Source organism: Leucobacter sp. NPDC058333 (genome assembly GCF_042726155.1).
Classification (GTDB): Bacteria; Actinomycetota; Actinomycetes; order Actinomycetales; family Microbacteriaceae; genus Leucobacter.
In genome coordinates, this window is sequence record NZ_JBHXHV010000004.1 from 128,778 (window position 1) to 140,619 (window position 11,842).

The 11,842-nt window shown below is 65.6% G+C and carries 9 protein-coding genes; 3 read left to right on the top strand and 6 right to left on the bottom strand.

Annotated elements, in window-relative coordinates; all coding sequences use genetic code 11:
* Positions 1-57: 57 nt before the first annotated feature.
* Positions 58-3,675 (bottom strand): FG-GAP-like repeat-containing protein, encoded by a 3,618-nt coding sequence (locus ACFWHR_RS13435; protein WP_382449182.1) that lies wholly within the window; start codon positions 3,673-3,675, stop codon positions 58-60.
* A gap of 73 nt (positions 3,676-3,748) precedes the next feature.
* The gene (locus tag ACFWHR_RS13440) at positions 3,749-4,591 is read right to left on the bottom strand and encodes a glycosyltransferase (RefSeq protein ID WP_382448821.1); all 843 of its coding nucleotides are present in this window, start codon (positions 4,589-4,591) and stop codon (positions 3,749-3,751) included.
* 123 nt (positions 4,592-4,714) lie between these two features.
* On the opposite strand from ACFWHR_RS13440, the gene ACFWHR_RS13445 reads away from it, so the two are divergent.
* A complete protein-coding gene (locus tag ACFWHR_RS13445) occupies positions 4,715-5,713 on the top strand; it encodes a hypothetical protein (protein ID WP_382448822.1) in 999 nt (332 codons plus the stop codon).
* A 28-nt stretch (positions 5,714-5,741) separates the two neighbouring features.
* Here ACFWHR_RS13445 and rlmB read toward each other — a convergent pair whose 3' ends face one another.
* From rlmB to phoU, 3 genes are all read right to left on the bottom strand, one after another.
* Complete coding sequence (gene rlmB / locus ACFWHR_RS13450) at positions 5,742-6,740, bottom strand: 23S rRNA (guanosine(2251)-2'-O)-methyltransferase RlmB (protein WP_382448823.1); 999 nt, start codon at positions 6,738-6,740, stop codon at positions 5,742-5,744.
* Positions 6,737-8,185 (bottom strand): cysteine--tRNA ligase, encoded by a 1,449-nt coding sequence (gene cysS, locus ACFWHR_RS13455; protein ID WP_382448824.1) that lies wholly within the window; start codon positions 8,183-8,185, stop codon positions 6,737-6,739. The genes rlmB and cysS overlap by 4 nt, the downstream gene beginning before the upstream one ends.
* 125 nt (positions 8,186-8,310) lie before the next feature.
* Positions 8,311-8,952: a phosphate signaling complex protein PhoU gene (gene phoU, locus ACFWHR_RS13460; protein ID WP_382448825.1), complete on the bottom strand. Its 642-nt coding sequence runs from the start codon at positions 8,950-8,952 to the stop codon at positions 8,311-8,313.
* Positions 8,953-9,088: 136 nt separating this feature from the next.
* Between phoU and ACFWHR_RS13465 the strand changes: the two genes are divergently transcribed.
* Together ACFWHR_RS13465 and ACFWHR_RS13470 are read left to right on the top strand one after the other, a co-directional pair.
* The gene (locus ACFWHR_RS13465; protein ID WP_382448826.1) at positions 9,089-10,342 is read left to right on the top strand and encodes a sensor histidine kinase; all 1,254 of its coding nucleotides are present in this window, start codon (positions 9,089-9,091) and stop codon (positions 10,340-10,342) included.
* Positions 10,342-11,037, top strand: coding sequence for a winged helix-turn-helix domain-containing protein (locus ACFWHR_RS13470; protein WP_382448827.1), 696 nt, complete (start codon positions 10,342-10,344; stop codon positions 11,035-11,037). The genes ACFWHR_RS13465 and ACFWHR_RS13470 overlap by 1 nt, the downstream gene beginning before the upstream one ends.
* Positions 11,038-11,166: 129 nt before the next feature.
* On the opposite strand, the gene ACFWHR_RS13475 is transcribed toward ACFWHR_RS13470, so the two are convergent.
* Positions 11,167-11,778 carry a DNA modification methylase gene (locus tag ACFWHR_RS13475; RefSeq protein ID WP_382448828.1) on the bottom strand — a complete coding sequence of 204 codons (612 nt, stop codon included), beginning with the start codon at positions 11,776-11,778 and terminating at the stop codon, positions 11,167-11,169.
* Positions 11,779-11,842 lie beyond the last annotated feature (64 nt).

Here is an 11,842-nt window from a genome sequence, read left to right on the forward strand (position 1 = left end):
CTACTTCGTACGGCATCGCGACTCGTGCCAGCGTGTGTTGCACCGACGGTATTCACTCTACGGGCGCGTCTCCAAGCGATATAGGAACGCCGCCATAGCCTCTCGAGAAACACTCGATGCTGACTTATACAGAGGTTTTCCGCTGGGCTGGCGGGTACCCGTCGACAGTCCCGAAGCCGACATCCACGAGATCTCGCGGTAGAACTTATGGGTCGGTGCGACATCCGCGAACGGTGACACCGCGGGCGCGCGGTATCCCGCGGGCGCCTCAAGCCGGTACAGGAAGGCCGCCATTGCTTCCCTCGAAACCACGGCTTTCGGGTCGTACTTGCGCCCGGCATCTGACCTGATGCCCGTCGAGAGACCCGACTCGTACATCCAGGCAATCTCACGATAGAACTTGTGATTCGTCGGCACGTCGATGAACGGGGACACCGCGGGGGCGCGGTACGACTTCGGCGCACTGAGCCTGAACAAGAACGCGGCCATCGCCTCCCGGGACACGTCTGCACGGGGCTGGTAGAGGGGCTTGCCGGTGGTCTGTCGTGCACCAGTCGACATACCCGACGTGTACATCCACGCGATTTCACGGTAAAAGGTGTCCGAGGTCTTGACGTCGGCGAACGGCGAGGTCTTCGGTAGTGGCGGCGTTCCCGGCACCTGAATCATCTGCGAGTCACGCGTCACCGTGGTGTACCTGGCCTTAGTGCCGGTCACCGTGACGGAGATCCGCCTGCCGATGTCGCTGTTTTTCAACGCGTACGCCGACTTCGTCGCCCCCGCGATCGGCGTTCCATTCCAGTTCCACTGGTAGGTGAGTTGCACACCGGCGGGCGCCCACGCCCCGGTTACTGCGCGCAAGGTAGCGCCTGATTTCGGAGTGCCTGAAATGGTCGGCGTAGGCGCCGTCAGCAGCCCCGGGGAGACACTCAACGAGGCTGAAGTAAGCACTGACCGTGCGTAGCCGAACTTGCTGCCGGTGACGCGGAACGTGATCTTCGCTCCTTCGTCCTCGGGCGTCAGAGTGTAAGTGAGCGCATTGGCCTTCGGGATCGCACTGCCGTTGCGCAACCACTGGTTCGACTGCTGCACCGGTTTGGGCAGCATGCTCGATGACTGCGCCGTGAGTTTCTCTCCGACTCTGGCCGTGCCAGTTACTTTCGGCGTCGCATTATTCCGCAGTCGCTGCACGCTGATCGCTCGCGGATGCGAGGCGACCGCCCAACCGCCTGCCGCCGATCCCATGCTGGGAAGCTGCAGTTGTGACCCGCTGAAGCCCGAACCGCTACTCAGTGCGACGCGCACGCCGCTCGCGTCGAACGCAGCAATATCTGCTCGTCCGTCACCGTTCACGTCCGTGACGAGTCGCGGCTGCTTGTCGGCACTCCATGCCGAGGAGGCGAACTCCCCCGACCACTGCGTGCCTCCGGAGAATCCTGTGCCAGTGCTGAGAGACACGACGACCCCTGCCTGGGCGAAGCCGACGATGTCCGCTTTCCCGTCGCCATTCACGTCGGCGAGCACACGCGGGTTTCTTCCCGACTTCCACGATGTATCAGTGCCGAAGCCTGACCGCCAGCGCTTCGCCGTTCCGAGACCGGAGCCGGTATTGAGTGCGACGTAAACGCCGTCGGCCGCGAAGCCGACGACATCAGCGCGGCCATCGCCGTTGACGTCGGACAGCGCTCGAGGATGCTGGCTCGGGATCCAGCCTGTGTACGAGCCAAAGTCCAAGCTCTGCCGCTGCGCTTTCGAGAACGAGGCGCCTCCGCTCAGCGCCACAAACACTCCACCATCGTTAATTCCGACAATGTCAGCTCGACCGTCACCATTCATGTCTTCGAGCCAGCGCGGGTCATTGTCGACGGTCCAACCTTTGTCAGTACCGAACCCGGAGTACCAACGGGTCGCAGCTTTGAACCCGATACCGGTACCGATCGCTACGTATACGCCGTCTGATTTGAACCCAATAACGTCCGGTATCCCGTCTCCCGTCACATCGGCGAGCGTACGGGGGTGCGACGTCACCGACCAACCGGCTGACGTTCCGAAATCAGCGAGCCAGACCTTCGGGCTGGCAAAACCAGACCCGTTACTCGTCGACACCGTAACTCCAGCCCTCGAAAAACCCACAACGTCCGCCATACCGTCCGCGTTCACGTCTACAAGCGTGCGTGGGTGCCCGGCGGTACTCCACCCGGCGGCCGTACCAAAGCCGGTCACCCAAGTTTTTCCGGGCGCATACCCATTCGCCGTGCGCAGTGAGACGTAGACTCCCTTGCCGCCGAAGCCCACCGCATCGGGCAACCCGTCACCGTTGACGTCGGAGTTCCACGGCAGCATCTGCTGCGTGTCATCGATGCCGTCCCCATTGAGGTCGGCCATCATCACGGCCGCGGTCGCGCCTGATTTCGTTGTCGACGCCCGATAGTGGGCGCGGCTTCCGCTCACTTCAACCGAGATCTTCGTGCCGTGGTCGACGAGCTTTGGCTGATACGTGCTGCCGGTCGCGCCCGCGATCGTCGCGCCGTTGCGCATCCAGCGGTACGTATAACTCGTTGCTTCCGGCGACCATCCCGACGCTGACGCCGTCAACGTCCCGTTTACCATCGGGGCACCACTGATGGTGGCCTTGCCGGTCTTCACGAACGGCGAGTACAGGTCTTTGATGTGGATGTACCCCTGGAACTGGCTCGGGGCCACCGTGCGGGTGCTGTACGACCCCGCCCAGCCGGCGTTATATTCCTCGATCACGACGCGGCCGTCGCTCAGCACGTCGGCGACCCAGGCGACGTGTCCGTATGCCGAAGCGTCGCCGTAGTTTGGGCCGCTCCATGCGACGGCGCCGACCTCGGGCGTCGTGTCGACTCGAATGCCGACGCTGCGTGCCGAGTCGGCCCACTGGCCGGCGTCACCCCACCGATAGAGACCCATGTACTGGTTTGAGAAGGGAACGCCATTCGCCGAATTCAGACGCCACGCCACGAAGGAGGTGCACTGGCGATACGCGAAGTTCCACTCGTCCCAGATGTTGTCGCTCTGGTAAGGCCACGGCAGATTGCGATAGCGAGCGGGGTAATCGTCGCCGCGGAGCGCCAGCGCCGACGCGTACCCGCGCATGCTGCGCTGCTCGGCAGTGGTCGCGGGCTTCTGGTTGTCGGGGCCGGGCGAATCCGAGGCGAGGCCGCCATTCGGGCCGCGGGGGCCGTCTCCGGTGGCAGCACCTTCTGCACCGGCAGTACCGTCCGCCTCGGTTGTGCCATCTGCGGTACCCGCGGCATCCGTGCCTCCGGATGCATCCGCCCCGGCGGCGGCACCAGCTGCTCCAGCGTCCGCCGTGGCATCGGCGCCGGCACCCTGGGCCGAACCGTCCGCTGCGGCTGTCGTCGCGCTCGTTGCGCCAGCCCCCGTTGCATCAGCCTCAGCGGTTGCGGATGCACCCGTGTCGGCTGATCCGGAAGCGCCATCTGCGTTCCCCGCTGCGCCGGCATCCACACTGCCAGCTGCATCAGCCGCGGGGGCGTTTCCCGCGGCGTCGGCGCTCGCAGAGGCGTCGCCCTCGGCACGAACCGGCGCCGTCATCACCGCCTCGGCGGGGCTTGCGGGCGTGAGCGCCGGGAGCGACAGCAGTAGCGCAGCAGCAAGCGCGAGCACCAGCGGTCGCCGCGTGCGCATAATCGTCACCGCGCTCACCGCGCTCACCGCCGAATGTGGTGCGCGTCTCGTCGTGCTCTCCCCCCGAGACACCCTATGCCCGATCACCCGGCAGCCCGCGGCTGATGAGTCCTCGGAAGAGCACTCGTTTCGCGCTCGCGGGCAGCAGCCGATAGACGCCCTTCATTACGACGTTGCGCGCGTATTGCGGCACGGTAACGAATCTCATGCGCAGCAGTTCCCTCTGCAAACGCCACTCGGTGCGCGCCTCAGCCCACCCGCCACGCCTGGCGAACGATCCGGAACCGACTCGGTAGCGCAGCAGCGGTTCGGCGATGTTCTCGACCTTGGCGCCGGAGTTAATGACGCGCACTCCGAGCCAGTAATCTTCCATTTTTCCGAACGGCTGGTACCTTCCGACGCGGTCGAGAGCGGCGACCCGGTACATCATCGTGGGGTGGTTGAACGGGTTGTGGGTGCGGGCGTGCTCGCGGATGCGGGTGGCGCCCACGGGTGGGGTACGCACGGAAATCGGAAGGTCAGGATCGGTTTCAAACTCCGCCATTCCCGTACCGACGAGGTCGAACCCCGCCTCCAGCAATTCCCACTGCCGCTGGAAGCGCTCAGGCACCGATACGTCGTCGGCGTCCATACGCGCGACAACGGGGTAACTGACGGCGTCGAGCCCGCGGTTGAGGGCCTCAGCGAGGCCGCGGTTCTCGGGCAATCGCACGAGCTGCACCGGGATAGGACTGTGCGCCGCGATGCGTTCGAGTTCGGCGGCGAGCGCGTCGGGCACGGGGCCGTCTTGCACGATGACCGCCTCCGCGGGGCTGAGCAACTGTTGGTCCACCGAGCTCTCGAAGGCAGCGCGAACGAAGGCGGCGTTGTCGCCGGCGTAGACCGGCAGCAGCAGGGAGAATTTGGCGGTGGGCACCGGACCACCCTACCTCTGGTCGGTAATCCGCTCACAGGGGTTGTTCTGGGGCTGGCAAGGGAACTTATCCACCGATCGCCCGGTTCCGCGCACTGGGACTGCGTCCGCTGCGAGCCTGAGTTCATGCCGCGCCCGTTCAGTCCGCTCCCCGATAGCCTCGGCACCGTGTTTACCTCGGCCGAGGCTCGGGCCGCCGGCGTGCCGTCGCGGCGATTGCAGGCCCCCGATGTCGACCTCGTGCTGCTCGGCGTCTATCGTCGACGATCAGCACTGCCCGAGGCCGAAGATGAACCGCCGCACCCTTCGGTTGCGTGGCGCGAGCGACAGCTCAAGAAGGCGCACGCAGCCGCTCCGTCGCTCGACACCAACTGCTGTTTCAGCCACACCACCGCAGCCGTGATTCTCGGGCTGCCTGTGCCCCATCGCCGCGACGACGATCTCGACATCGCCTGTACCTCCGCGGCCAGCGCTCCTCGCACGCGAGGGGTTCGCGCACGGCAGTTGGCGGGCACCAACGTCCGCTACGGAATCGTGCGCGGTCTCCCGGTGCCCTCAGCACCAGATCTCTGGGCGATGCTCGGAGACGAACTGGCGCACCCCGACCTCGTGGCACTCGGCGACGCGGTGATTCATCGGCCTCGGATTCCGGGCACCCAGCGGCTCGAACGAGCGCCCTTCGCCACCGCCGACGAACTCAGGGCGACGATCGCGAACGCACCGCGCGCGGGCACGTCAGCGCTGCACAATGCGGTTGATCTGCTCGTCACCGCGAGTGCCTCGGCACCGGCGAGCCACCTGCGGCTACTGCTCGCTACATGGGGACTGCCGCGGCCCTCGCTCGATTACGATGTGCGCCGCACGGGCGGCGCTTCCCGCTTCACCGGTGCCCTCCTCGGCGCGAGCGAGTTTGCCTACCCGCGGTACCGCGTGGCGATTGAATACGAGGGCCCGCTTCATCGCTCACTGGCGCGCCACTGGAGCCGCGACGAAGACCGGCACCACGCATACGAGGAAGCGGGCTGGCGCGTTATCCGCATCGCGGCGACGCTGCAATACACGCACCCGCACGAGCTACGGGCCCGCATCCTCTCGGCGCTTCGCCAACGGGGGTGGTCCCCATGAGTTGAGGCCACCCGCGCGGGCGGAGGTGTTAGTTCGCCGAGCGCTCCGCGCGGAGGCGCGAGATCTCGAAGAGCGAAACACTCGCCGCGATCCCCGCGTTCAGCGATTCGGTCGCAGACGAGATCGGGATCGAGACGACCGCGTCGCACGTTTCGGTGACGAGACGTGACAGGCCCTTGCCTTCGCTGCCGACGACGACGACGAGCGGGCGATCCGCGAGCTCGAGACCGGGGAGCGAGACGTCGCCGTCACCATCGAGACCCACGACGAAAACGCCCTGGCGCTTGAACTCCTTGAGCGTCTGCGTCAGGTTCGATGCCATCGCGACTGGGATGCGCGCCGCGGCACCGGCCGAAGTCTTCCACGCCGCCGAGTTGAGGCTCACCGATCGGCGCTGCGGCACGATCACAGCGTGGCCGCCGAACGCTGCGACCGAGCGAATGATCGCGCCCAGGTTGCGCGGGTCGGTCACACCGTCGAGCGCAACAAACAGCGGCGTCTCGCCGCGGTCGATGACCTCGTCGAGCACCTCCATCGGGTTCGCGTGCTCGAGCGGTGGCACCTTGAGCACAACGCCCTGGTGCACGGTGTCGCGCTCGACCATGCGATCCATCTCTGGGCGCATGATCTCAAGCACAGCGAGGCCGCGGTTCGTCGCGTTGCGCAGAATCTCACGCATCCGGTCGTCCATCTCAACGCGCGCTGCGATGTACAGCGTGGTCGCGGGAATCTTGGCGCGGAGCGCCTCAAGCACGGAGTTGCGGCCGGTGACCAGCTCGCTCTCGTCCTTTTTGTTGCGTCCACCGCGCTCTGCCGGCTTGCCGGTGCGCTCGGTGTAGCGAGCCTTCGCGGCGTCGTAGCGCTCGCGCGACTTCTTTTCTTTGTACTTGGCGTGGTATTCGCGATCTTCGGCGCGCGGCGTCGGGCCACGGCCCTCGAGCGCCTGGCGCCCCTGACCACCGGATCCGACGGCCTTGCCCCGACCCTTCTTGCGTACGGCGCCAGTGCGGCTCTTCTTATTCGTCATGTCAGGCTCCAGCGGGGTCCGTTCGGGGTGTCTTCGAGCGCGATGCCGGCTGTCAGCAGCCGGTCGCGGATCGCGTCGCTCGTAGCGAAGTCTTTGTCAGCACGCGCTTGGGTGCGCTGCGTGAGAAGGTCGTCGACCAGGGTGCCGAGTGCGGTCTCGGCGGCTCCCGTGTCTCTGCCAGTGGCGGCCCACTGCGGGGCACCCGGGTTCAGGCCGAGCACGTCAAGCATCAAGGATACCTCAGCGTAGACGCGAGCCGTCTCGAACTCGTCCGCGCCCGTATCGAGCAGCGTATTGCCCTCGCGAACGGCACCGTGCAACACGGCGAGCGCCTGCGGGATCGCGAAGTCGTCGTACATCGCGGCGACGAAGGCGGCCGGCATTTGCTGCAGGCGTTCAGCGATGTCGTACGAGATCATCGCCGGGATGGCGCGCTCGTGTGCCCGATCGAGGAATCCCTCGATTCGGGAAAATGCGGCCTCAGCCTCGGCAAGCGAGGTCTCCGAGAACTCAAGCACCGAGCGGTAGTGGGCCGACCCCAAGAAGTAGCGCAGCACGATGGGCCGCGCCTGCGCGAGCAGATCTTGGGCGTAGAGCGAATTGCCGAGCGACTTCGACATCTTCTGCCCGCCGGTGTTCACGAGCCCATTGTGAATCCAGTGCCGGGCGAAAGGGTGACCGGCCGCCTGCGACTGGGCGAGCTCGTTCTCGTGATGCGGAAAGCGCAGGTCGAGCCCGCCGCCGTGAATGTCGAATTCTTCGCCGAGGTACCTGGTAGCCATCGCGGAGCACTCGATGTGCCAGCCGGGGCGACCGAGACCCCACGGCGAGGGCCACGCGGCGGTGATCGGCTCGCCCTCGCGATGCGCCTTCCAGAGCGCGAAGTCGCGGGGATCACGTTTGCCGACAGGCTCTGAGTCGGCAGCGTCTTCCATCTGGTCGCGCTGCTGCCGGGTCAGGGCGCCGTATTCCGGCCAGCTGCCCGTGTCGAAGTAGACGCTCGCCGAGCCGTCGGCCGCGACGTAGGCGTGACCGCGCTGGATCAGCAGTTCGATGAGCTCAACCATCTCGCGGATGTTGGCGGTGGCACGCGGCTCATAGCTCGGTGCCAGCACCCCGATCGCGTCGTACGTGGCCGAGAAGACGCGCTCGACTCGGTACGCGAGCGCCCACCACTCCTCGTCGGATCCGTTGCCCTGGGCGATGCGCGCGTTGTCGAGAATCTTGTCGTCGATGTCGGTCACGTTGCGAATCAGGGTCACGCTGTGCCCCGTCGCCTCGAACCAGCTGCGCATCTGGTCGTACACAAGCGCGCTCCGCAGGTGACCAATATGGGGTGCCGACTGCACGGTGGGGCCGCAAATGTAGAGCCCAACCTTGCCGGGTCGCAGTGGCTGAAAGTCGACGACCGCTTGCGCGCGCGTGTCGTAGATGCGTTGATTCACGGGTATCAGCCTACCGTCGAGACACACGAACGCGCCCCGTCAGGCCTGAAGCCGGACGGGGCGCGCAGGAGTAAACGAGCGAGCGGCTCGGTCACACAGTGTGCTCAATCAGTGTCTGCAGCAGTTCAGTCGAGCGAGCCACTGATGAAGTACTGGATCTGGCGGGCGATGCTCACCGCGTGGTCGCCAAAGCGCTCGTGGTAGCGGCTCGCAAGCGTCGAATCGACGACATTCGCCGGTGTCTCGGCGAGATTGTCGCTGAGCACCTTCTCGAAGACCTTGGCGTGCAACTCGTCGAGGTCCTCGTCGAGGTCACGCACCTCGCCGATGATGCGGGGCTCCTGCGTGCGCAACAGTTCAACGATCTTCTTCGCCATCTGCACATCGAGCGCGCCCATCCGGGCAAACGTCTGGGTGAGACCAGCCGGAATCGCGCTCTCGGGGTAGCGGTAGCGGGCGAGCTGGGCGATGTGCTGCGCCAGGTCAGCCATGCGCTCAAGCGACGCGCTCATGCGCAGCGATCCGACCATGAGACGCAGGTCAGAGGCGACCGGCTGCTGCCTGGCCAAGATGTCGATCGTCAGCTGATCCAGCTCAGCGGCCTGAATCTCGATCTCTTCGACCCGGTCGATGACCTTCTCGGCAATCGATACGTCGGAGCTGCCGAAAGCCGTCGTCGCCTCGGTAATGGCCAGCTCGACCAACTCGGCGATCTTAACCAGGCGATCCTGCACATCGCGTAGCGACTGCTGAAAGACCTCACGCATGGGGTTTCCTCTCTGTATGCGCAGACGCGCAACCTCAACCAGTTTGAGCTGAACCAGTGAACCACGGCGCACCAGCAGGTAAACAACAGCTGAACTCTGGGGTCCCGAGTGATGGCCCGCCCCTACGATGAGAGACATGGACCCGACCCTGCTCGTACTCGCGGCGACAGCACTCGGCGTACTCATCGGCGTGGGCACCACCCTAGCAATCGCGGGCGCCCGAGCAGCGGGCGTGCGTCGCTCGAAAGAGATGCGACCGGAGCTGCCCGAAGTCGCGACGGCGATTCTTGACGAGGTCGACACGTTCGCGGTCGTGCTCGACTCATCGCTCGCCCCGGTCTACGTGAATCCAGTTGCGAGGCAAGAACGCCACCTGAGCGACGACGAGCTGCAAGACCGCGATTTTCTCGCGCGCGTGCGCCGAGTGATGTCGTCGGGCATCCCTGACACTCACGACCCTGATCCCGCCGATCCGGCCGACACCGTCCGCATCCACATCATGCGTCTGCAGCAGCGCTTCGTCGTGATCCTCGCGGAAGACCTGGGCGAGGAGCAGCGGGTCAACGCGATGCGCCGCGACTTCATCGCGAACGTGAGCCACGAGCTGAAGACACCGATCGCGGCGATCGGCCTGCTCTCCGAGGCCGTACAAGAGGCCGCAGACGAGCCCGCACTCGTGCGCGATTTTGCCAAAAGCCTCGTAAAAGAATCGCGGCGCCTCGGCGAACTCTCCCGCGACATCATTCAGCTCTCCGAGGCGCAGTCGACCCTACGGCCGGAGGATCGCGAATCCGTATCCCTCCGCGACCTTGTGCGCGCCGAGGTCGAGAATCACCGAGCCTTCGCAGAGCAGCACCGCGTCGAACTCGTCGTCACCGCGGACGACGCTAAGGACCGCGATGCGGTGATCCTCGGCCGCCCCGCGTCGCTCAGTTCTGCGGTCGCGAACCTTCTCAGCAATGCGATTCGGCACTCGCCAGACGGCGGGCGCGTGGGCGTCGGCATGGAGCGCGAGAAGAACCGGTTTGTCGTGACCGTGACAGATCAGGGCGAGGGTATTCAGCCCGAGCACCTCCCCCGCATCTTCGAGCGGTTCTATCGCGTCGACGGCGCTCGCACACGCGTCGACGGCGGCACCGGGCTCGGGCTCAGTATCGCCAGGCACACCATGCGCGCCCACGGCGGCGACGTTGACGTGTGGTCACAGCCCGGTGTGGGCTCGAGCTTCACACTCACGTTCCCGCTGCATCTCACCAATGATCAATCGAAGAGTGCAAAGCGCGTGAAGAAGGCGAAGCGCGCTGTGAAAACCGCGGTGCGCGCAAATCAGACCGCTCGCTCGCTCGCTCCGGCGCCGACGGAGTCAGACCATCAGAAGGGACCCCAGTAGTGGCTCAGCACATTCTGCTCGTCGAAGACGAGGAATCAATATCCCGGCCGCTGTCGTTCCTGCTCGAGCGCGAGGGATACCGCGTGACCGTGTCCGACGACGGAGCAGAGGCAGTGACCACGTTCGCCGCCGCACAGCCCGATCTGGTGCTGCTCGACCTCATGCTGCCGAGCCTCCCTGGCACGGAGGTGTGCCGCGCGATCCGGCAAACCTCGCAGGTGCCGGTGATCATGCTCACCGCGAAAGACAGCGAAATCGACATCGTCGTTGGGCTCGAGCTGGGCGCCGACGACTACATCACGAAGCCGTACTCGACGCGCGAACTGCTCGCGCGCGTGCGCGCGGCGCTGCGCCGCTCGGGCGCAACCGAAGAGGAACGCGTCGACGACTTCGACGCACTCGTACTTGATGAGTCCGGGATCCGCCTCGACTCCGAGCGCCACTCGGTCTCCGTGCGCGGCGAAGAGATCGCGATGCCGCTGCGCGAGTTCGAGCTGCTCGAGATGCTGATGCGGCACGCCGGGCGGGTGCTCACCCGCGGGCAGCTGATCGACCGCGTCTGGGGCAGCAATTACTACGGCGACACAAAAACTCTCGACGTGCACATCAAGCGCATCCGTGCGCGCATCGAAGAGCAGCCGTCGAAGCCGAAGCTCATCTCGACCGTGCGCGGGGTCGGCTACCGTTTCGGGTAGCGGCGCCGGTGGCGGCAGCGGCACCAGCGGCACCGGCGGCACCGGCGGCACCCCGCTTGAAACAACGAAACCCCCGCGATCCTCAGGGATGCGGGGGTTTCGTGCGAGTGAGTCGCGAGCGGCCGGAACCTACTCGGCTGCGGCCTCTTCTTCAGCCTTCGTGACGTCATCACCGATCTTCGACTGATCAGCGGTTTCGTCAGCCTCTGTGATCTTGTCGCCCAGCGTGCTGTCGCCCTTGCTCGAGCTCGAGCTGAAGTTTGCGGGAAGCACATAACGCTCGTATTCCTTGAGCGTGCCATCGAGAACGGGCACCTTGTACGACACTTCAGAGGCCCCGGGAAGCTGGAAGTAGGCCTCGATCGTCGAGCCGACCGCGAGACCGTCGAGCGAGACGAGCACCGGCTTCTCGTCACCCTCCGGGTAGCCGAAGAGCGTGTTGCCGGTGGGCAGCGTGAAATCGGCGCTGGCCTCCTGGCTCTCAGTGCCGGTGAAGGTGATCGTCAGATCCTGCGGACCACCCGAGCGGTTCGCGGCGCCGAAGACGACGTTGAAGTTCTCACCCGACTCATCAGCGACGAGCATGATGTTGCGCACGTCAATATCGCCGACGTTGACGTTGACGCCATCGCTCGGTGCGTATGGAATCAGTGTGGCCTGGGGAGCGATGAGGCTGCAGCCGGTCGCGCCGAGCGCGATGGCCGCCGCAACTGCGACGGTCGAGGCGATCCGAATCTTCAAGGTGGTCCTCCGAGCCGTGGGTCGATCCGCGAAGTGCGCGCCGCCAAAAACGCGAACGCACAGT

What these genes read in the sequence shown, in the direction of transcription:
- ACFWHR_RS13465 (WP_382448826.1), top strand. Translation starts at nt 9,089, where the DNA reads ATGGACCCGACCCTGCTCGTACTCGCGGCGACAGCACTCGGCGTACTC.
- ACFWHR_RS13435 (WP_382449182.1), bottom strand. Translation starts at nt 3,675, where the DNA reads ATGCGCACGCGGCGACCGCTGGTGCTCGCGCTTGCTGCTGCGCTACTG.
- phoU (WP_382448825.1), bottom strand. Translation starts at nt 8,952, where the DNA reads ATGCGTGAGGTCTTTCAGCAGTCGCTACGCGATGTGCAGGATCGCCTG.
- rlmB (WP_382448823.1), bottom strand. Translation starts at nt 6,740, where the DNA reads ATGACGAATAAGAAGAGCCGCACTGGCGCCGTACGCAAGAAGGGTCGG.
- ACFWHR_RS13445 (WP_382448822.1), top strand. Translation starts at nt 4,715, where the DNA reads ATGCCGCGCCCGTTCAGTCCGCTCCCCGATAGCCTCGGCACCGTGTTT.